Consider the following 19,448-nt stretch of genomic DNA (forward strand, 5'->3'; position numbering starts at 1 on the left):
GCGGCCCCGCCATTGGCGGGGCCGCTTGCGTTAGCGGGTGGGAATCAATCGCCAGAAGGCAGGGGACGCTCCTGCTTGGCACCCTGCAGGGCGAAGTAGGCGAAGAAGGCGGCCATCACCACATAGCCCAGGGCGAAGTCCGGGGCGGCATTGAAGGCCAGCTTGGGGGCGTGCATCAGGCCCACGAAGGAGAAGCCTGCCGCCACCAGGGCGAAGGCCGCGGCGCGACGGAACTGCTGGTCGATCACCGAGACGGTCATGGCGCCGAGCATGATGGCGGTGAACATGGCGCCCTGGCCCAGGGGCACGATGCCGCTGGAAATGCCGGCCACCGTCTCCTCGGCGGCGCGGCCGAAGCGGGTCATCACGTAGTTGGCGAAATAGGGCAGCATGGCCAGGGCCACCGCCGGGTAGTAGCGGGTGTCGTTGGCCTGGAAGGCGGTAGCGATCATCGACATGCCGACGAAGACCAGAATCGGCGCCACTACCGAGACCGGAATGATCGCCGCCAGCACGGCGATCAGGCCGAACATGGTAGTGATGGCGTAGACGGCACCGTTGAGGAGGCTGTAGCCGCGGCCGGCGCCCATCCACTTGGCGCCCACGGTGGCGATATAGACGGTGGTGGGGAAGACGCCGCCGAACAGGGCGCCGAGCATGGTACCCACGCCATCCACCGCCTGGCACTCGCGGACATCGTACTTGTCGCCGGCGGCCTCCATGGCCTCGACGTTGTTCATGGTCTCGATGGCGTTGTAGAGGGTGATCGGCAGCACCACGGTGAGGATCGCCAGCATGCTGGTGAACAGCAGACCCAGGCCTTCGAACCAGGCCATATTGGGCAGCAGCGGATAGAAGCCCAGGTGGGTGAAGGCGTCAGAGAACTGGCCCTCTTCGGTGGCGCCGATCAGGTAGGCCAGCACCGAGCCGATGATGATCGCGAACAGCGAGGTGGGCAGGCGGAAGGGCATGGCCACCCGGGCCACCAGGCCGACGATGATGATGGCCAGCACCAGCAGGCCCACCACCGGAATCTCCAGGGTCTTGAAGAGCATCTCGCCGGCGATAAAGGTCAACGCCACCCCGGCCACGGCGCCGAGCATGGCGGCCCGGGGCAGGTTACGCTGCACCCAGCGGCCGATCAGGCTGATCACCGCCTCGATGGCGCCACTGATAAAGCAGGCCGCCACGGCCACCTTCCAGGCCAGCTCGGCATCGCCGGTCAACTGCTTGGCGGGCAGCAGCACGCCGAACAGGAAGACGAACATCACCGGGGTGGAGATGCCGTAGGAGAGGGCGGTGACGTCGGCGCGGTTCTCCTTGCGGGCCAGGCGCGCGGCGCTATAGGCGTAGTAGAAGTTGCCCACCATCACCGCCACGGCGGCGCCGGGAAGCACCTGGCCGAAGACGATGGCGGCCGGGAAGCCCAGGCCCAGCATGGTGATGGCGATGATCACGAAGTTGGCGATATTGTTCTGGAAGAGGGCGAAGAAGGCATCGGTGTCCTCCTTCTTGTACCAGGGATAGTGCACGGCGGGAGCGGTCATAGCGGCCTCGTGTTATTGGACGTTGTGGCAAGGCAAAGGCTTGATTAGCGGAATCAGTCTGACCCAAAACTGACCGCTTGGTCAATTTTTGCTTGCGCGAAGCGTCCGGCGATGGTAGGCGGCGGATTCTAACCCACTGATATATCAGCGCAAGCTATGCCGTTTATCATGGCGAAAGAGGGCGAGGAGAGAGCTACCGGCGCGGTTGATAGAAAACACAATGCCCGGGCCAAGGCCCGGGCATTGCGAGAGGCGGGAGTGCTGACGGCTTAGTTGACCGCGGCGATCGCCTTGGTCAGGTACTCCAGATTCTCGGTGGAGAAGCCTGCCACGTTGGCACGACCGGAGCGCACCATGTAGATGCCGAACTCGTCGCGCAGGCGGTCCACCTGCTCCGGGGCGAGGCCGGTGTAGGAGAACATGCCGCGCTGCTCGCCCACGCAGGCGTACTTCTCGGCCAGGCCGTGGGGCGCGAGGGCCGCCACGAAGTCCTGACGCAGGCCGTTGATGCGGTCGCGCATCTCGGTGAGCTCACTGCGCCACTGGGCGGCCAGTTCGGCGGACTCGAGGATCTCGGTGACGATGGCGCCGCCATGGGAGGGCGGGTTGGAGTAGTTCTCCCGGGCCACGATGGCCATCTGGGAGCGTACATTCTCCATCTGCTCGTTGTTCCTGGCCACCGCGATCATGGCGCCGGTGCGCTCGCTGTAGATGCCGAAGTTCTTGGAACAGGAGCTGGTGATCAGCACCTCGTCCAGGTTCTCGGCCAGCAGGCGCACGCCGAAGGCGTCCTCGTCGAGGCCCTCGCCGAAGCCCTGGTAGGCGAAGTCCACCAGCGGCAGCAGTTCGCGCTCCTGGACCACCGCCAGCACCTGGCGCCACTGCTCCTGGGAGAGGTCGAAGCCGGAGGGGTTGTGGCAGCAGGCGTGGAGCACCACCACGTCGCCCACCGGGATCTCCTTGAGGGCGGCCAGCATGCCGGCGAAGTCGAGGCGGTTCTCGGCGTCCACATAGGGGTACTTGCCGAGCTTGAGGCCGGCGGCTTCGAAGATGCCCAGGTGGTTCGGCCAGGTGGGGTCGCTGACCCAGATGCCCTTGCCGGGCAGCTGGCTCTTGATGAAGTCGGCGGCCAGGCGCAGGGCACCGGTGCCGCCCGGGGACTGGGTGGCGCTGGCGCGGCCGGCATCTAGCACCGGGGAGTCGGCACCGAAGATCAGCGGCAGGATCACCTTGCCATAGCGGGGGTCACCATGGGAGCCGATATAGGTCTTGGTGGTCTCGTTCTTCAGCAGCAGCGCCTCGGCCTCCTTGACGGCGCGCATTACCGGGGTGTTGCCCTTGGCATCACGGTAGACCCCGACCCCCAGGTCCACCTTGTTGGGGTTGGTGTCCTTGTTGAAGGCCTCGATCAGCCCGAGGATGGCATCCCCGGGCACCCGCTGAATCTGCTCGAACATTTACGCTGCTACCTCGTCGGTTCTGGCGGCTAGGATGAAATCGTTCTTGTGCAGGCCCTTCATCTCGTGGGACCACCAGGTCACCGTGACCTTGCCCCACTCGGTGAGCAGGGCCGGATGGTGACCGGCGGCCTCGGCGATCTCCCCCACCCGATTGGTGAAGGCCAGGGCCTGCTGGAAGTTGCGGAAGGTAAAGACCCGCTCCAGCTGCATGATGCCATCGCGCTCGACGATCTGCCACTGGGGCAGATCGGCCAGGTAGGTGTCGCGCTCCTCCGGGGTGACCTGGGGGGCATCCCCGCGGCAGGCCTGGCATTTTTCCTGGGCTAGTTCGCTCATGGCGTGGCTCCTGGTCGGTCGGTGGATGACTCAATGGGCGGCCCGGGACGCGTTCGCCGCCTCCTTGGGAGGAAAACGGGGAGGATAGAGGCCGAGCGCCATGGCCTGGTGGACCAGGGCCATGATGTCACACCGGGCCAGCTCCTGCAGGGCCTCCAGGCTATCGAGAACATAGTAGAGGGGCTGGAGGATATCGATGCGATAGGGGGTGCGCAGGGCATCCAGGGCATCGAATCGGTGGTGCTCCGGGGCCTCCGAGAGGGCGTATCGGGTCTCTTTGGGGGAGGAGAGGATGCCGCCGCCGTAGATGCGCCGCCCCTGGGGGGTGTCCACCAGGCCGAACTCCACCGTCATCCAGTAGAGGCGCGCCAGATAGACCCGCTCGGCGGGGCTCGCCGCCAGGCCCAGGCGGCCATAGGTGGCGGTGAAATCGGCGAAGGCCGGATGGGTCAGCATGGGGCAGTGGCCGAAGAGCTCGTGGAAGATATCCGGCTCCTGCAGGTAGTCCATCTCCTCCGGGGTACGGATAAAGGTGGCCACCGGGAAGCGCCGGCTGGCCAGCAGCTCGAAGAAGGTATCGAAGGGGATCAACGCCGGCACCGGGGCCGTGCGCCAGCCGGTGGCGGCCTCCAGCACACGATCCACCTCGGTCAGTTGGGGAATGCGCTCCCGGGGCAGGGCCAGGCACTCCAGGCCGTCCAGGTAGGCCTGGCAGGCGCGTCCGGTAAGCAGCTCGAGCTGGCGCTGGATCAGTGCCTGCCAGGTGGCGTTTTCCACCGCGCTGTAGGCGATATGACCTCGGGCATCGGGTTGGTGGGCCTGATACTGGGTCGTCATGGGGCACCTCCGGCCTGGCCGTGGACGCTCTTGCAGTGTAGACGGCAGCGGTTGAGACCCGAGACCCGAACCCGAGACCCAGTGCCGTGCCGTCAACCTACCCGTACGACCCGCGGTGGCGTCATGGCGTTCCTTATCGCGGAATGGCCCCGACGGGTGTGGCTTGCCAGGCGCCCCGGGCGGTGTCACGATATCTTTACAAACCGGTCAGGTCAGCGTGACGCCCAAAGTGGCGGCACGACACGTTATTTTACGAGACGGCTATGCGATTGAAGTTTCACTGCCAGAACCGCATCGGCATCCTGCGGGATATCGTCGCCCAGTTCGCCGACTACGGGGTCAATGTGGCCCGGGGCGAGGTGGGGGGCGATCACGGCAACACCATCTACCTCTACCTGCCGCAACTGCTCAACGCCCAGCTGGCGACGCTGAAGCCGGTGTTGGAGCAGATTCCCGGGGTCTTCGGGGTCAAGCGGGTCAGCCTGATGCCCAGCGAGCGGCGCCACCTGGAGCTGGATGCGCTCTTGTCGTCGCTCTCCGACCCGGTGATGTCCATCGACATGGAGGGGCATATCGTCGCCGCCAACCGCGCCGCCGGGCAGATGCTGGGGGTGCGGGTGGACGAGGTGCCGGGGCTGTCCCTGGATCGCTACCTGCCGGACCTCGACCTGCCGGCGCTGATTCGCCGTAACAACGCTCGGGTCAACGGCCTGCGGCTCAAACTCAAGGAGGCCACCTACCTGGCGGATATCTCGCCGCTGCACAGCGAGAAGGACGACGATGTGGCCTCCCTGGCCGGGGCCGTGGTGACCCTGCATCGGGCCGATAGGATCGGCAAGCGCATCTACCAGGTGCAGCGTCAGGAGCTGCGTGGCTTCGATGCGCTCTTCCAGGCCAGCCCGCGGCTCGCCGCGGTGATTCGGGAGGCGCGACGCATGGCCCCGCTCGATGCCCCCCTGCTGATCCAGGGCGAGACCGGCACCGGCAAGGAGCTGCTGGCGCGGGCCTGCCACCTGGCCAGCTCCCGGGGCCAGGCGCCCTTTATGGCGCTGAACTGCGCCGGCCTGCCGGAGTCCATGGCCGAGACCGAGCTGTTCGGCTATGCTCCCGGCGCCTTCGAGGGCGCGCGCCCGGAGGGCAAGCTGGGGCTGCTGGAGCTGACCGCCGGCGGCACCATCTTCCTCGACGAGGTGGGGGAGATGAGCCCGCGGCTGCAGGTGAAGCTGCTGCGCTTCCTACAGGACGGCGGCTTCCGCCGGGTGGGCAGCGACGAGGAGACCTACCTGGACGTGCGGGTGATCTGTGCCACCCAGCAGGACCTGCCGGCGCTGTGTGCCGAGGGAGGCTTCCGCGAGGACCTCTACCATCGCCTCAACGTGCTGTCCCTGACGGTACCGCCGCTGCGCGACTGCCTGGACGGCATCGAGCCCCTGGCGGAGCACTTTCTCGACCGTGCGGCCCGCCAGATCGGCCGCCCCCTGCCGCGACTCTCCGCCGAGGCCCTGGCGCGCCTGGCCGGCTACCACTGGCCGGGCAACGTGCGCCAGCTGGAGAACGTGCTCTTCCAGGCGGCCTCGCTCTGCGAGGGCGAGGTGATCGAAGCGGGGCACCTGCGCCTGCCGGCGGTGGGCAAGCGCCAGGGCCTCGACGGCATCGACCTGGAGGGTCCACTGACCGAGATCCTCGGCGAGGTGGAACGCCGGGTGCTGGCGGCCCTCTATCCCCAGTACCCCTCGAGTCGCCAACTGGGCAAGCGCCTGGGGGTCTCGCATACCACCATCGCCAACAAGCTCAAGCGTCATGGGATCGCAGGAGAGGAATAAGCGGGGGCCGATGAGAATACCGCTGACCATCAAGCTGGCCTTTAGTCTCTGGATGTTGGTCTGGGCGCCGACCTATGCCTGGCTGCTAGGTCCGCAGAACTTCTTCTGGCTATGCAACCTGGCCAACTTCCTGCTGTTGATCGGCCTGTGGCGGGAGAGCCGCCTGCTGTGTTCCATGCAGTGGCTGGCGGTGGCCCTGGTGGGGCTGCTGTGGGGCCTGGACGTGGCGGGGGCGGCGCTGTTCGGCGTCCATCCCATCGGCGGCACCGAATACATGTTCGATGCGGGGCAACCCCTGCTGACCCGGGGCCTCTCCTTCTATCACCTGGGGCTGCCACTGGTGGCCGGCTTCGCGGTCTGGCGCCTGGGCTATGATCGCCGCGCCCTGGTCGGCCAGGCCCTGCTCACCGCGGCGGTCATTCCACTGACCTATCTCGTCACCGAGGCCGAGCGCAATATCAACTGGGTCGAGGGGCCCTTCGGGGTTCCCCAGGAGGCCCTGGCCCCGATGCTCTATCTGCCGCTGTTGATGATCGCCTGGCCCCTGGCCCTCTATCTGCCCGTGCACCTGGCGACCCTCTGGGCGAGCCGACGGCGTTGAGGCTTGCCAGTCGGGCCCGACGCCTCCACCCAGCCCGTGCATCTGTTGGCGCTGGCGATGGTGCTAGTCTTCCCGGGCCAGCCCCAGCGCCTCTACCGCCTCGCGGACCCGGCCATAGGGTTGTGTCTCCAGGGCGGCGAAGCCGTCCAGGCGGCGCGCCTTGAGGCGGGTCAGCCAGGGGCTGGTCAGGCCGCACAGGAAGCGCGTCAGCAGCGCCGCCGTGGCCGGCAGGCCGGCATCCGCCAGCGCCGTGACCAGCGGCCGGCAGCGCGATGCCAGGGCGTCGCTGGAGGGTAGGGGCGGCGTCTCCGGTGCCGGTAGCCGGGCCGGCTGGCCGGCACAGGCGGAGCAGTGGCCGCAGCGCTCGGGGGTTTGGGTGTCGCCGAAGTAGGCCGCCAGGCGCCGGCTCAGGCAACTGCCGCTCTCGAACAGCGTCAGCATGGCCTCGAGGCGTGCCAGCTCCGCCCGCTCCTTGGCCAGGAAGTGGGCATGGAGGTCGTCACTCAGGGGGGCGACCTCGATCGGTCCGGTCACCGCATAGACCTCGGTGAGTCCCTTGCTCTCCAGGCGAATCCAGCCCTGCTCCTGGAAGTACTCCAGGGCCTTGAGGACCCGTTCGCGACGCACGTCGAGGCCGCGCTCGGCGCCCAGGCGTGTCAGGGTCTCGAGGTCCAGGGCGTGCCAGCGGCGCGCCTTGGGGGCGGCCTCGAATAGGGCCTCGACGAAGGCCCGCCGCTCGCCCTGGAAGCGCTCGACCAGCGCCGCCGGCTCGCTCAGGCACTCGAAGCGGTAGTCGGCGAAGTAGCTGTAGCGGGGGGCGATCACCCCGCGCAGCTCCAGCTGTACCAGCAGGGTCTTCAGCGGTAGGGGGCGAATATCGCTCTCCTGGGCCAGGGCGTTGAGGGTCAGCTCCCACTGGGGGCCGGCGGCGGCGATCTCGTCGAGCACCCGGCGAATGCCCAGGCGGGTGGGAGTATCGCCGTAGACGAAGTTCTCGAGCACGGTGAGGGCGCCGCGATCGCCCAGCATCAGGCACTGGGAGGGGCCGCCGTCGCGGCCGGCACGGCCGATCTCCTGGCTGTAATTCTCGATCGACTTGGGCAGGTCGAAGTGCACCACGTTGCGGATATCGGCCTTGTCGATGCCCATGCCGAAGGCGATGGTGGCGACGATGCAGTGCAGCTCGCCGCCCATGAAGGCGGCCTGGATGGCGTCGCGGCGCTGATGATCCAGGCCGGCATGATAGGCCCGGGCGGCCAGGCCGGCCTTGTTGAGGTAGGCGGCCAGGCGCTCGGCGCTCTGTTGCAGGGTCACATAGACGATGCTGGGCTCGGGGCTGGGGCCGCTCAGGCGCGGCGTCAGCCAGCTCGCCAGTTGCCGGGCGCGCTCCGCCTCGGTCGTGGGATGCACGCCGAGATGCAGGTTGGGGCGATAGAAGCCGGTGGTGGTGACGTCCTCGGCGGCGATGCCGAAGGCGTCGCGCATGTCCTCGATGACCCGGGGCGTGGCGGTGGCGGTGAGCAGCAGCACCTGGGGGATGGCGAACTCGCGCCGGTAGGCGGGCAGCTTCAGGTAGTCGGGGCGGAAGTTGTGGCCCCACTCCGAGAGGCAGTGCGCCTCGTCCACGACCAGCAGTGAGATCGGCAGGCCGCGGATAAAGGCGCGGAAGCGTTCGTTCTTGAGGCGCTCCACCGAGACCATCAGGATGCGGATCTCGCCCTGGCGTACCCCCGCCATCACCCGTGCCGCCTCCTCGCGGCTCTGGGTGGAGTCGAGGCTCGCCGCGGCGATGCCGTGGCGGGTCAGGAAGGCGAGCTGGTCCTGCATCAGCGCCAGCAGCGGCGAGACCACCAGTGTCAGGTGGGGCAGGTGCAGGGCGGGCAGTTGGTAGCAGAGCGACTTACCGGCCCCGGTGGGGAAGATCGCCGCCGCCGAGCGGCCGGCGACGATCGCCTCGATCACCGGGCGCTGCCCGGGGCGCAGGGCGTCATGGCCGAAGACCCGCTGCAGGGTGGTATCGATGGTGTCCATGGCGAGGGCGTCCCTGAGATGACTGTCTGGCCATCTTACCCTGCCTGCGTCGGCGTCGCAGGAGTGGCATAATGGGGCGCTCCACTCATTTTGCCTCTCGAGGCGTTCGCAGCGGCAGGAGTCTTTATGTCTTCCCGGGTCCCCCTCTATGGCGTCGGCGACGCCACCCTGCAAGCCCTGGGCGGCGAAGCGGCGGTGGCGGAGCTGGTGTGCCGCTTCTATGCGGCCATGGAGCGGCTGCCCGAGGCACGGCGCATTCGCGCCATGCACCCCGACTCCCTGGCCGAGTCCCGGGACAAGCTCACCACCTTCCTGATCGGCTGGATGGGTGGCCCCCGGCGCTACCGGGAGCGCTTCGGCCCGATCGCCATTCCCGCCGCTCATCGGCATCTGGATATCGGCCCCGCGGAGCGCGATGCTTGGCTTAGCTGCATGGCGGTGGCATTGGCAGAGATGGCGGTAGCCGAACCGTTGCGTCATTACCTGCTGACGCAGCTGCGTCATCCCGCCGAGATGTGCCGGTCGCGCTAGTCGTTCGGGACGCCGGTGGTGCCCCGATACTGCCGAGATGTACCGGTCGCGTTACTCTTCCGCGCTACCGACGGCGCGATTGCGCCCCGACTCCTTGGCGATATAGAGGTGGCAATCGGCGCGATCGATCAGCGCCTCGCGACTCTCGCCGATGCGGTATTCGGCGACGCCCAGGCTGATGGTGAGTCGGTGGCGGGGCAGGCCGAAGTCGTGGCCGGCGACTCGCTCGCGGAGTCGCTGCGCCACGTTCAGGGCCTGGGGTTTGGGGGTCAGTGGCAGCAGCACGGCGAACTCCTCGCCGCCGAGTCGCGCCAGCATATCTTCACCGCGCAGCAGCTCCTGGCACAGCTCGGAGAGTCGCCCCAGGACCTCGTCGCCCTTGAGGTGCCCCCAGGTGTCGTTGACCCGTTTGAAGTGATCCAGGTCGAAGAGAATCAACGACAGCGGCGTGCCGTGGCGACAACTCAGCGAGAGTTGGTGATCCAGGCAGCTCATCAGCTTGCGGCGGTTGGGCAGGCCGGTGAGTTCGTCGGTGTCGGAGAGTTCGCGCAGGTGCGCCTGGTGGGCGATCTGCTCGCTGATATCGACCATGATGCCGTGCCAGAGGGTGCCGTCGCCATGGGGTTCCGGCTGGGCGCGCACTCCGAACCAGGCCTCGCTGCCGCCGGGGCGGGTCAGGCGCACCTGGGTGGCGATCAGGCTCAGGCTCTTGGCGGAACGCTCCACGGCCACCATGAGCCGGGGAAAGTCCTCGGGATGGACCCGGTCGAAGGCGTGGCGCCCATCCACGGCGAGGCGTTGCCGTTGACGGGCATCGCCCAGCACCCGGCGGTCGGCGCCGGCCAGGTAGGGGAAGCGGATGGCACCCTCGGCGCTGCGATAGCACTGGAAGATCAGCCCCGGCAGGCGATCGCCGAGGAGCGCCAACGGCTGCGAGGCCTCCCCGGTCTGCTCCAGGGTGGTGGTGTCGAAAGGCATGGGCCTTCCCTGCGTATGATGTTCTTATTATCCGCCGGTCGGCGCCGGCGACTTTATTAGTCTTTAACGAACGAACATCCTACCCGTTGAGAACCGGGAGGGTATCGTCTCTTGGAAGTAGGCTATTTTCCACAGCTTTTGTAGGAGATTGGCTACAAACCGAACCTGGCGCCGGGAGCATTTTCGGAGAGTATCATAGCGCGCTCGGCGTTCCCGAGAGAAGAGTCCCAGGCGCTCCCAGGAGAAGACCACCTGCCATAGCCGCACGCAGATGGTGAGCGCTCCATTATCGGGGGGCATCGTAGCGTCCCAGGCGTCCCCGGGAGAAGACCACCTGCCAGAGCTGCAGATGGCGGGCGCGAAAGCCACCGGCGCAGGCGGACAGGTAGTAGCGGAACATCCGCCGGGTACGCTCGTTGTAGTTGGCGGCGATCTCGTGCCAGCGCTCGTCCACATTGGCTAGCCAGGCCATCAGGGTACGATCGTAATCGGCCCCGAAGTTCTGCCAGTCCTCCATCAGCAGCCGTGCCTCGCTGGTAGCGGCGATATCCGCCGCCGAGGGCAGTACCCCATTGGGGAAGATATACTTGTTGATCCAGGGATCGGCGGTGATCTCCGAGCTGTTGGAGCCGATGGTGTGCAGCAGGAAGAGGCCGTCCTCGGCCAGCAGGCGCTCCACGGTGGCGAAGTAGGTGGGGTAGTTGCGGTGCCCCACATGCTCGAACATGCCGATGGAGACGATGCGCTCGAAGTGGCCCTCCAGTTCCCGATAGTCCTGCAGGCGAATTTCCACCGGCAGCCCCGCGCAGCGCTTCCGAGCCAGGGCGGCTTGCTCCCGGGAGATGGTGATACCGGTGACCTCGACGCCATGGTGGCGGGCGGCATGTTCGGCGAAGCTGCCCCAGCCGCAGCCGATATCCAGCACCCGCATGCCGGGGCGCAGCTCCAGCTTGCGACAGGCCAGCTCCAGTTTGGCCCGCTGCGCCTCGTGCAGGGTCTTGGCCTCCTTCCAGTAGCCGCAGGAGTAGCACATGGTGGGATCGAGCATGCGCTCGAAGAGATCATTGCCCAGGTCGTAATGGGCCTCTCCGACGATATAGGCGCGGGCCTTGCTCTGCAGGTTGAAGAAGCCCGATTGCAGGCGATACATCAGCCGCTCGGTGGGGGTATGGGCGCGCTCGCCCAGGCCATGCAACAGCAGACGGCAGGCCATCTCGTCGATGCGATCGCACTCCCACCAGCCATCCATATAGGCTTCGCCGAGCCCTAGGGTGCCCTGATGCAGCACCCGGGAGAAGAAGTCGGGGTGGTAGACCCGCAGGTCCCAGGGCTGGTTACCGTTGAGGGTGACGCCGGACCCGGCCAGCAGCTGCTCGACGATGCGCCTGGCGCGGGTATCGGGCAGGGTGAGGGGGGCGATGCGGCTATCACTGGTCATGGCGTCCTCCTGGGCCGGGTGGGCGCGGGCTGGCTGCGCGGCTGCCGTCGACTTAGGATTGAGCATAGTTCAAGGCGCTAAGCCTTGGTAATCAAGGCACTTCCAACATCAGGAGCAGTGAAAATGCATGTCATGGTGGACCTCTGTGTCGTCCCCCTGGGGGTGGGTGTCTCGGTATCGCCCCAGGTGGCGGCCTGCCAGAAGGTGATCCGGGCCTCCGGCCTGAGTCATTGCCTGCACGCCTATGGCACCAATATCGAAGGGCCCTGGGACGAGGTGATGGCGGTGGTCAAGCGCTGTCATGAGGTGGTGCACGAGATGGGCGCGCCGCGCATCACCTCGACGCTCAAGGTGGGCACCCGCATCGATCGTGTACAGAGCCTGGATGACAAGGTGGCCAGCGTGGAGGCGCTACTCGAGCGCTGAGTGTCTCTCACGGATATGGCGATGCCTTATCCTGACACTGGCCGGGTGACAATAGTGGCTAGGCTGATGGCGCGGAAACCGCACAGACAACAACCAAAGGAAGCCAGCCATGAGTCAAGCCAACCGCGGAGTCGTCTACAAGGGCCCGGGTGAAGTCGCCGTCGAGTCTATCCCCTATCCGGAACTCGCCATCGGCAACCGCAAGTGCGATCACGGCGTGATCCTCAAGGTGGTCACCACCAATATCTGCGGCAGCGATCAGCATATGGTGCGTGGCCGCACCACCGCGCCGTCCGGCCTGGTGCTGGGCCACGAGATCACCGGCCTGGTCGTCGAGTGCGGCCGCGATGTCGAGTTTATCCAGCCCGGCGACCTGGTCTCGGTGCCGTTCAATATCGCCTGTGGTCGCTGCCGCAACTGCAAGGAAGGCAAGACCGGCATCTGCCTCAACGTCAATCCGGCGCGGCCCGGCGCGGCCTATGGCTACGTGGACATGGGTGGTTGGGTCGGCGGCCAGACCGAGTACGTCATGGTCCCCTATGCGGACTTCAACCTGCTGAAGTTTCCGGACGCCGATCAGGCCATGGACAAGATCAAGGACCTCACGCTGCTCTCCGATATCTTCCCCACCGGCTTCCACGGCTGTGTGACCGCCGGCGTCGGGCCCGGCAGCACCGTCTATATCGCCGGTGCCGGCCCGGTGGGCCTGGCCGCGGCGGTCTCCGCCCAGCTGCTGGGGGCGGCTTGCGTGATCGTCGGCGACATGATCGAGGATCGCCTGGCCCAGGCCCGCAGCTTCGGTTGCGAGACCATCGACCTGACCCAGGACGGCGACATGGCCGACAAGATCGAGGTGATCCTCGGCGAGCGGGAGGTCGATGCCTTCGTCGACTGCGTCGGCTTCGAGGCCCATGCCTGCGGCTGCAACCATGGCAAGGAGGCGCCGGCCACGGTGCTCAACTCGGCCATGTCGCTGACCCGCGCCGGCGGCCAAATCGGTATCCCCGGTCTCTACGTGACCGAAGACCCGGGCGCCGCCGACGACGCCGCCAAGCAGGGCGCGCTGAGCATGCGCTTCGGCCTGGGGTGGGCCAAGTCTCACAGCTTCCACACCGGCCAGTGCCCGGTGATGAAGTACCACCGGCCGCTGATGCAGGCGATCCTGTTCGGCAAGGTCAAGATCGCCGATGCGGTCAATGTGCAGATGATCACCCTGGACCAGGCGCCTCAGGGCTACGCCGACTTCGATGGCGGGGCGGCGAAGAAATTCGTGATCGATCCCCATGGCAGCGTGGCGGCGTAAAATGTAGCTGCCGAGGATGGCCCGCGCCGATGAGCGGCGCGGCCAGCGTATTCCTGGAATTGACCCCCATGGCAGCGTGGCAGCGTAACATTTAGGTTCATCGCAGGGGAGCTCGTGTTCCGGCTGTGCCGAGCGATAGCTAAGGGCGACGGCGTCGCCCAACCGCGCGGAAGAACCCACGCTCCCACAAAACCAGTGACCACCTGGCTAGCTATGACGGCACGCCAACGTGCGAAGAACCCAATAAAGCGGGCGGCTTGACCGCCCGGTTATCGATGCCCCGCCTGGTGCGGGGCATCGTCGTTGGTGGACAGGGGTTCCAGGTGGTCGCCGGCCTGGCGCAGCAGGTGCCGGGTCAGGGCCGCCAGGGTCTCGCCCCCCTGGCGCCAGTGGTGCCAGTAGAGGGGGACCTCGATCCGGCGTGCTCGCGGTTCGGGGCTGGGCAGCTCCACCAGGCGACCCTCGGCCAGCTCGCGGGCCACCTGGCGTTCGGGGATCATGCCGTAGCCGAGCCCGGCCAGGGCCATGCCCACGAAGCCCTCGGAGGAGGGGCAGAGGTGGTGGGGAAAGGGCTCATGGAAATCGTGCCGGGCCAGGTAGCGATGCTGGAGGCGATCGTCCGGTCCATAGACGATGGCCGGGGCGCGGCGCAGGGCGGCGTGATCGAGGCCCTGGGCGAAGTGCCGGGCGACGAAGTCGGGGCTGGCCAGGGCGCGATAGCGCATCTGCCCCAGGGCATGACTGCGGGCGCCCTGGACCGGACGCGGGCTGTCGCAGAGGCAGCCCGCCACCTCGCCGTCGCGCATGCGCTTGAGCGCCACCTCCTGATCCTCCACCAGCAGCTCGAAGAGCAGCCGCTGTTCGCGACAGAAGCTGGCCATGCTGGCGGGCCACCAGGTGGCCAGGCTATCGGCGTTGATGGCCAGGCGCAGGCGCGTATCCGCCTCGCCCAGGGTCGGTACCTGATCCAGCAGGTCATGCTCGAGCAGGCGTACCTGGCGAGCATGGTTGAGCAGGCGCCGTCCCACCGGGGTAGGGGCGGGGCGGGGGCCGCGTACCAGCACTGCTTGGCCGAGGCGGGCCTCGAGTAGCTTGATGCGTTGCGAGACCGCCGATTGCGTCAGTCCCAGCCGCTGGGCGCCGCGCTCGAAGCCGCCCTGGTCCACCACCGCGGTCAGGGCCTCGAGGAGTTTGTAGTCGAGCATTAGTTTGGCTTATTGAATATTCGGTGAATTAATTTCATTAATTTCAGGTCGCACTCTAGCCTCGATGCCTTCGCTTTGCCATCGAGGAAAGAGTCAGGTGTGGACGTCACTATTGCATGGGCTGGCGGTGGGAGCCGGCCTGATCATCGCCATCGGGGCCCAGAACGCCTTCGTGCTCAATCAGGGGTTGCGTCGCGAGCACGGTTACCTGGTAGCCGCGATCTGTGCCCTCTGCGACTGGCTGCTGATCGGCCTCGGCGTACTGGGCGTCGGCACCCTACTGGCTCAACAGCCGGCGCTGATCGCCGTGGCGCGCTGGGGCGGGGCGCTATTCCTGGCCTGGCAGGCGGGGCTGGCGCTGCGTCGGGCCGGCACGGCCCAGGGGCTGGTGGGGAGGGGCGCGTCGCCGCGCTCCCGCCGAATGGTGATCCTCACCACCCTGGCGGTGACCCTGCTCAATCCCCAGGTCTATCTCGATACGTTGCTGCTGCTCGGCGCCGTGGGCGCCCTGCAGCCCAGTCCCGGGGCCTTCGTGGTCGGAGCGGCCCTGGCCTCCTGTGCCTGGTTCTTCGGCCTGGTGGGTGCCGCCGCCTGGCTGGCGCCGCGGCTCGCCAGCCCCTTGACCTGGCGGCTCGTCGACCTGGGCATCGCCGCCATGCTCGGCTGGATCGCCTGGCAGCTGGCCAGCGGGGCCCTGCTGGCTTAGCCTGTCATGTTTTCTTTACGCCCTGTCAGGGCGGCGCACCACCCGGAGGGCGGGATAGCGGCGGGATACCCGTCTGTCACGAAAGCTTTACGCGCGATGGTCGTCGAACCAGGGGCAAGGCCGCCCCGCGGTGCCTTGGTGGCATTCCCGTCACGCCTCCCTGGCCCTAGCCTGTAGCCATCCCGCCTGGCCGAGGGCCGGGCCAAGACGACACAACAACCGGAGGCTCAATCATGAATGCCGTGGCACAACCCCAGACGACCGCCGAGATCTCATCCCACAACCCCATCGGCACCAACGGCTTCGAATTCGTCGAATTCACCGCCCCGGATGCCGAGGGCATCGCCGCCCTGCGCGGGCTCTTCACCCAGCTCGGGTTCACCGAGACTCGCCAGCACCGTTCCAAGCAGGTCTTCCTCTTCCAGCAGGAGGGCGTGAACTTCGTGCTCAACGCCGAGCCGGACAGCCACGCCGCGGAATTCGCGCGCATTCATGGTCCCAGCGCCTGCGCCATGGCCTGGAAGGTGGCCGACGCCAAGCAGGCCTATGAGCATGCCCTGGCCAACGGCGCCGAGGCGGCGGAGAATCCGGTGGGCCCCGGCGAGGTGGGCATCCCCGCGGTCAAGGGCATCGGCGGCTCGCTGCTCTACTTCGTCGACGACAAGCTCGACGACCAGGGCCGCACCATCTATGACATCGACTTCGAGGCCATCGACGGACGCACGCCCCAGGACAACAGCGTCGGCCTGAAGGTGCTGGATCACCTGACCCACAACGTGGATCGCGGCCAGATGGACGTCTGGGCGGGCTTCTACACCCGTATCGCCAATTTCCGCGAGATCCGCTACTTCGATATCGAGGGCAAGATGACCGGGCTCTTCTCCCGGGCCATGACCGCCCCCTGCGGCAAGATGCATATCCCCATCAACGAGTCCGCCGACGACAACTCCCAGATCGCCGAATTCCTGCGCGAGTACAACGGCGAGGGGATCCAGCACCTGGCCATGGCCACCGACGACATCTACGCCACCGTCAAGGCCCTCAAGGCCAAGGGCGTCAAGTTCCTCACCACCCCGGACACCTACTACGAGAAGGTCGATGCCCGGGTCCCCAACCACGAGGAAAACGTCGATGAGCTGCGCGAGCTGAGCCTGCTGGTCGACGGTGCCCCGGATCAGGGCGTGCTGCTGCAGATCTTCACCGAGACCGTGATCGGCCCGATCTTCTTCGAGATCATCCAGCGCAAGGGCAACGACGGCTTCGGCGAGGGCAATTTCAAGGCCCTGTTCGAATCCATCGAGGAGGATCAGATCCGCCGCGGCGTGCTCAAGTCCGACTAAAGCGATACCGCCGCCTCGACTCGAGGTGGCGTTTTTGCTACAAGTCAGGCCTTAGTGTCAAGCATGGCGAGAAAGACAGACTTTCCATTTGGTCTAATAGCTAGATAGCAACAAATAACGCTAGAATTCCCGACAACAACAAGCGCTGTAAGGTATCCCGATGACGACGACAAATGACGCTCCCAAGACCCTCTGGCTTGGGCGATGGGGTTTCGTGCTGGCGGCCACCGGTTCGGCGGTAGGCCTCGGCAATATCTGGAAGTTTCCCTATATCACCGGCGAGTTCGGTGGTGGTGCCTTCGTGCTGGTCTACCTGGCCTGTATCCTGGCGGTGGGCGTGCCCATCATGATGGCCGAGATCAGTTTCGGACGCCGCGGCCGCGGTAGTCCCATCGATGCCATCCGGCGCGTGGTACAGGAATCCGGCGGCGGTGGCTTCTGGTCGCTCTTCGGCTGGATGGCCATGCTCTGCGGCTTCATGATCCTGACCTTCTATGTGGTGGTGGCCGGTTGGTCCTTCTCCTACCTGTGGAAGATGCTCAGCGGCGGCCTGGTGGGGTCCAGCGTCGATGACATGGCGGCGATCTTCGGCGCCAACAACGCCAATCCCTTCAACCTGGGGGCCTGGAGCACCCTGGTCACGGTGCTGACCATGCTCATCGTCGGCAAGGGCGTGCAGGCCGGTATCGAACGCAGCGTCAGCTGGATGATGCCGGGCATGGTGGTGATGCTGGCGATCCTGATCGGCTACGGCGTCTATTCCGGTGGTTTCGGCGAGGCCTTCGCCTTCCTGTTCTCCTTCAACACCGCGGGCCTGAGCAGCGAGGGCCTGCTGGCGGCCCTGGGGCATGCCTTCTTCACCCTTTCCCTGGCCTCCGGCGCCATCCTCACCTACGGCGCCTACCTGCCCAAGGGCCACTCCATCGCGCGGACCACCTTCAGCGTGGCCATCGCCGATACCGTGGTGGCGCTGATGGCCGGCCTGGCGATCTTCCCGATCATCTTCGCCAACGGCATGAGTCCGGGTAGCGGCCCGGGGCTGATCTTCATGAGCCTGCCGCTGGCCTTCCAGGCCATGCCCTTCGGTACCCTGTTCGGCGTGCTGTTCTTCCTGATGCTCTCCATGGCGGCCCTGACCTCCTCCATCTCGATGATCGAGGCCACCGTGGCCTGGCTCACCGACAACAAGGGCGTCTCGCGCAAGCAGGCCTCCTGGGGCGTGGGGATCCTGCTGTGGGTGGTCAGCACCCTGGCGATGCTCTCCTTCAATGTCGGCGCCGACTGGACCCTGGGCGGGCGTAACTTCTTCGACTGGCTCGACTACCTGACCTCGCGCTGGATGATGCCCCTGGGTGGCCTGGGCATGGCGCTGATGGCCGGCTTCCTGCTGCGCAACGAGCTGTTCAAGGAGGAGCTGGGGCTCTCCAACGCCCAGCACGCCCTGTGGCTCTTCATGGTCCGCTACGTCAGCCCCCTGGGGATCGTGCTGATCTTCGTCGATGCCCTGGGCCTGGCCAGCCTCAACCTGGCCGCCCAGTGGCCCTGGCTGCTGGCCCTGCTGATCGTCATCACCCTGGTCGGCGAGCTGGCCAGCCCGCGACTCAAGCGCCAGCTCTCCCGAGTCTGACGCTCACCCCGGACGCCTGGCGTCCCGCGACCCCCGCCCGGTGCGGGGGTCGTTCGTTTGGGGGCTTCGTCCGGGCGCGTCGTCCGAGCGCGTCGTCTAAGCGCTTAGCCGCGACGCCAGGGAGGGTGGCCGGCAGGGGCACGAGACCTTATATTTGGCTATAAGAAATCCTCTCTATCGATTAAAATAGAATATCTCGTGCCGTTATTCTCAGGAGTCCGCCCCATGATCGCCAGCGATGAGTCCCCTGCCGATGCCCAACGCCTGGCGCTGCTGCGCGACTTTCCCCGGGGGCAGGTGAGCCTGGTGGGGGCCGGCCCCGGCGATCCGGAGCTGCTGACCCTCAAGGCCCTTAAGCGGCTGCAGGCGGCGGAGGTGATCCTCCATGATCGCCTGGTCAGCGCCGAGATCCTCGCCCTGGCCAATCCCCAGGCGCGCCGCCTCTATGTGGGCAAGGCGCGCTCGCAACACAGCCTGCCCCAGGAGGGGATCAACCAGGCCCTGGTGGAGTGGGCCCGCCAGGGCAAGCGGGTGGTGCGTCTCAAGGGCGGCGACCCCTTTATCTTCGGTCGCGGCGGCGAGGAGCTGGAGACCCTGGTCGAGGCCGGCGTGACCTTCGAGGTGATCCCCGGAGTCACCGCCGCCGCCGGCTGTGGCGCCTATGCGGGGATTCCCCTGACCCATCGCGACCATGCCCAGTCGGTGCGTTTCGTCACCGGCCACCTCAAGGACGGTAGCTGCGACCTGGACTGGCCGGCCCTGGCGCGGCCGGGGCAGACCCTGGTCTTCTATATGGGGCTGGGCAGCCTGGAGATTATCCGCGCCCGGCTGCAGGAGCACGGCCTTCCCGGCGAGACGCCGCTGGCCCTGGTGGAGCAGGGCACCACGGCCCGTCAGCGGGTGCACCGCGGCACCCTGGCCAGCCTGCCCGAGGCGCTGCGCTCGGGGGTGGTGCGCCCGCCGACGCTGATCATCGTCGGTAGCGTGGTCGGCCTCCATGACCGCCTCGCCTGGTTCCGCGGCGAGAGCGCTAGCCAGGGCTGGGACGAAGGCAAGCACCCCACGCCGCGAGCCAGCAGCCGGAGCGCCTGAAGGGGCTCGCCATCGCATGCCCGCAGTGGGCCGCCGAGGAAACGCCATCACGGGGTCGCGCGTAGCGCGACCCCGTGATCGTTTGGGCCCGCTGCCCTTAGGCCAAGGTCGGTATGACAGTCGCGCCCGGGGGCGCTATGATTAAAACAGTTGTTTTAAATCGTCTG

At 66.8% G+C, this 19,448-nt stretch carries 17 protein-coding genes; 9 read left to right on the top strand and 8 right to left on the bottom strand.

The features are described from left to right. Window positions 1–44 precede the first annotated feature (44 nt). The 4 genes from HPA02_RS08495 to phhA all read right to left on the bottom strand — a co-directional run bounded on the left by HPA02_RS08495 (window position 45) and on the right by phhA (window position 4,180). Window positions 45–1,547, bottom strand: coding sequence for an NCS2 family permease (locus tag HPA02_RS08495; RefSeq protein WP_146802755.1), 1,503 nt, complete (start codon window positions 1,545–1,547; stop codon window positions 45–47). A gap of 269 nt (window positions 1,548–1,816) precedes the next feature. Next, entirely contained in the window at window positions 1,817–3,004 is a 1,188-nt protein-coding gene (locus HPA02_RS08500; protein ID WP_146802756.1) for an amino acid aminotransferase, read from the bottom strand. Beyond that, a complete protein-coding gene (locus tag HPA02_RS08505; RefSeq protein ID WP_146802757.1) occupies window positions 3,005–3,343 on the bottom strand; it encodes a 4a-hydroxytetrahydrobiopterin dehydratase in 339 nt (112 codons plus the stop codon). Window positions 3,344–3,373: 30 nt separating this feature from the next. Then, window positions 3,374–4,180, bottom strand: a complete 807-nt coding sequence (gene phhA / locus HPA02_RS08510) for a phenylalanine 4-monooxygenase (protein WP_146802758.1) — start codon at window positions 4,178–4,180, stop codon at window positions 3,374–3,376. Window positions 4,181–4,443: 263 nt separating this feature from the next. On the opposite strand from phhA, the gene HPA02_RS08515 reads away from it, so the two are divergent. Together HPA02_RS08515 and HPA02_RS08520 are read left to right on the top strand one after the other, a co-directional pair. After that, window positions 4,444–6,003, top strand: coding sequence for a sigma-54-dependent transcriptional regulator (locus tag HPA02_RS08515; protein WP_146802759.1), 1,560 nt, complete (start codon window positions 4,444–4,446; stop codon window positions 6,001–6,003). Window positions 6,004–6,013: 10 nt separating this feature from the next. Beyond that, window positions 6,014–6,604 (top strand): hypothetical protein, encoded by a 591-nt coding sequence (locus HPA02_RS08520; protein ID WP_146802760.1) that lies wholly within the window; start codon window positions 6,014–6,016, stop codon window positions 6,602–6,604. Between the two features lie 63 nt (window positions 6,605–6,667). Here HPA02_RS08520 and HPA02_RS08525 read toward each other — a convergent pair whose 3' ends face one another. Beyond that, window positions 6,668–8,635, bottom strand: a complete 1,968-nt coding sequence (locus HPA02_RS08525; protein ID WP_146802761.1) for a RecQ family ATP-dependent DNA helicase — start codon at window positions 8,633–8,635, stop codon at window positions 6,668–6,670. 126 nt (window positions 8,636–8,761) lie between these two features. On the opposite strand from HPA02_RS08525, the gene HPA02_RS08530 reads away from it, so the two are divergent. After that, complete coding sequence (locus tag HPA02_RS08530; protein WP_146802762.1) at window positions 8,762–9,166, top strand: group II truncated hemoglobin; 405 nt, start codon at window positions 8,762–8,764, stop codon at window positions 9,164–9,166. A gap of 51 nt (window positions 9,167–9,217) precedes the next feature. On the opposite strand, the gene HPA02_RS08535 is transcribed toward HPA02_RS08530, so the two are convergent. Together HPA02_RS08535 and cfa are read right to left on the bottom strand one after the other, a co-directional pair. After that, window positions 9,218–10,144 carry a GGDEF domain-containing protein gene (locus HPA02_RS08535; RefSeq protein WP_146802763.1) on the bottom strand — a complete coding sequence of 309 codons (927 nt, stop codon included), beginning with the start codon at window positions 10,142–10,144 and terminating at the stop codon, window positions 9,218–9,220. Between the two features lie 286 nt (window positions 10,145–10,430). Further along, entirely contained in the window at window positions 10,431–11,582 is a 1,152-nt protein-coding gene (gene cfa / locus HPA02_RS08540) for a cyclopropane fatty acyl phospholipid synthase (RefSeq protein ID WP_146802764.1), read from the bottom strand. Window positions 11,583–11,705: 123 nt separating this feature from the next. Between cfa and HPA02_RS08545 the strand changes: the two genes are divergently transcribed. Both HPA02_RS08545 and fdhA read left to right on the top strand, forming a co-directional pair. Beyond that, a complete protein-coding gene (locus HPA02_RS08545; RefSeq protein ID WP_146802765.1) occupies window positions 11,706–12,008 on the top strand; it encodes an MTH1187 family thiamine-binding protein in 303 nt (100 codons plus the stop codon). A 109-nt stretch (window positions 12,009–12,117) separates the two neighbouring features. Then, on the top strand, window positions 12,118–13,311 hold the full coding sequence (gene fdhA, locus HPA02_RS08550; protein WP_146802766.1) for a formaldehyde dehydrogenase, glutathione-independent: 1,194 nt from the start codon (window positions 12,118–12,120) through the stop codon (window positions 13,309–13,311). Window positions 13,312–13,580: 269 nt separating this feature from the next. Here the strand turns inward: fdhA and HPA02_RS08555 are convergent, their stop codons facing one another. Continuing rightward, entirely contained in the window at window positions 13,581–14,516 is a 936-nt protein-coding gene (locus tag HPA02_RS08555; protein WP_146802767.1) for a LysR family transcriptional regulator ArgP, read from the bottom strand. A 97-nt stretch (window positions 14,517–14,613) separates the two neighbouring features. Between HPA02_RS08555 and HPA02_RS08560 the strand changes: the two genes are divergently transcribed. From HPA02_RS08560 to cobA, 4 genes are all read left to right on the top strand, one after another. After that, entirely contained in the window at window positions 14,614–15,222 is a 609-nt protein-coding gene (locus HPA02_RS08560) for a LysE/ArgO family amino acid transporter (protein WP_222593982.1), read from the top strand. 233 nt (window positions 15,223–15,455) lie between these two features. Beyond that, window positions 15,456–16,562 carry a 4-hydroxyphenylpyruvate dioxygenase gene (gene hppD, locus HPA02_RS08565; RefSeq protein ID WP_146802769.1) on the top strand — a complete coding sequence of 369 codons (1,107 nt, stop codon included), beginning with the start codon at window positions 15,456–15,458 and terminating at the stop codon, window positions 16,560–16,562. A 160-nt stretch (window positions 16,563–16,722) separates the two neighbouring features. Continuing rightward, window positions 16,723–18,189, top strand: a complete 1,467-nt coding sequence (locus HPA02_RS08570) for a sodium-dependent transporter (protein WP_146802770.1) — start codon at window positions 16,723–16,725, stop codon at window positions 18,187–18,189. Window positions 18,190–18,414: 225 nt separating this feature from the next. Next, window positions 18,415–19,281 carry a uroporphyrinogen-III C-methyltransferase gene (gene cobA / locus HPA02_RS08575; RefSeq protein ID WP_146802771.1) on the top strand — a complete coding sequence of 289 codons (867 nt, stop codon included), beginning with the start codon at window positions 18,415–18,417 and terminating at the stop codon, window positions 19,279–19,281. Window positions 19,282–19,448 lie beyond the last annotated feature (167 nt).

Source organism: Bisbaumannia pacifica, from assembly GCF_007989625.1.
Lineage (GTDB): Bacteria > Pseudomonadota > Gammaproteobacteria > Pseudomonadales > Halomonadaceae > Bisbaumannia > Bisbaumannia pacifica.

Coding starts and splice junctions, on each gene's coding strand:
- HPA02_RS08570 (WP_146802770.1), top strand. CDS start 16,723: ATGACGACGACAAATGACGCTCCCAAGACCCTCTGGCTTGGGCGATGG.
- HPA02_RS08495 (WP_146802755.1), bottom strand. CDS start 1,547: ATGACCGCTCCCGCCGTGCACTATCCCTGGTACAAGAAGGAGGACACC.
- HPA02_RS08535 (WP_146802763.1), bottom strand. CDS start 10,144: ATGCCTTTCGACACCACCACCCTGGAGCAGACCGGGGAGGCCTCGCAG.
- cfa (WP_146802764.1), bottom strand. CDS start 11,582: ATGACCAGTGATAGCCGCATCGCCCCCCTCACCCTGCCCGATACCCGC.
- fdhA (WP_146802766.1), top strand. CDS start 12,118: ATGAGTCAAGCCAACCGCGGAGTCGTCTACAAGGGCCCGGGTGAAGTC.
- phhA (WP_146802758.1), bottom strand. CDS start 4,180: ATGACGACCCAGTATCAGGCCCACCAACCCGATGCCCGAGGTCATATC.
- HPA02_RS08545 (WP_146802765.1), top strand. CDS start 11,706: ATGCATGTCATGGTGGACCTCTGTGTCGTCCCCCTGGGGGTGGGTGTC.
- HPA02_RS08505 (WP_146802757.1), bottom strand. CDS start 3,343: ATGAGCGAACTAGCCCAGGAAAAATGCCAGGCCTGCCGCGGGGATGCC.
- HPA02_RS08525 (WP_146802761.1), bottom strand. CDS start 8,635: ATGGACACCATCGATACCACCCTGCAGCGGGTCTTCGGCCATGACGCC.
- cobA (WP_146802771.1), top strand. CDS start 18,415: ATGATCGCCAGCGATGAGTCCCCTGCCGATGCCCAACGCCTGGCGCTG.
- HPA02_RS08555 (WP_146802767.1), bottom strand. CDS start 14,516: ATGCTCGACTACAAACTCCTCGAGGCCCTGACCGCGGTGGTGGACCAG.
- HPA02_RS08500 (WP_146802756.1), bottom strand. CDS start 3,004: ATGTTCGAGCAGATTCAGCGGGTGCCCGGGGATGCCATCCTCGGGCTG.
- hppD (WP_146802769.1), top strand. CDS start 15,456: ATGAATGCCGTGGCACAACCCCAGACGACCGCCGAGATCTCATCCCAC.
- HPA02_RS08520 (WP_146802760.1), top strand. CDS start 6,014: ATGAGAATACCGCTGACCATCAAGCTGGCCTTTAGTCTCTGGATGTTG.
- HPA02_RS08530 (WP_146802762.1), top strand. CDS start 8,762: ATGTCTTCCCGGGTCCCCCTCTATGGCGTCGGCGACGCCACCCTGCAA.
- HPA02_RS08515 (WP_146802759.1), top strand. CDS start 4,444: ATGCGATTGAAGTTTCACTGCCAGAACCGCATCGGCATCCTGCGGGAT.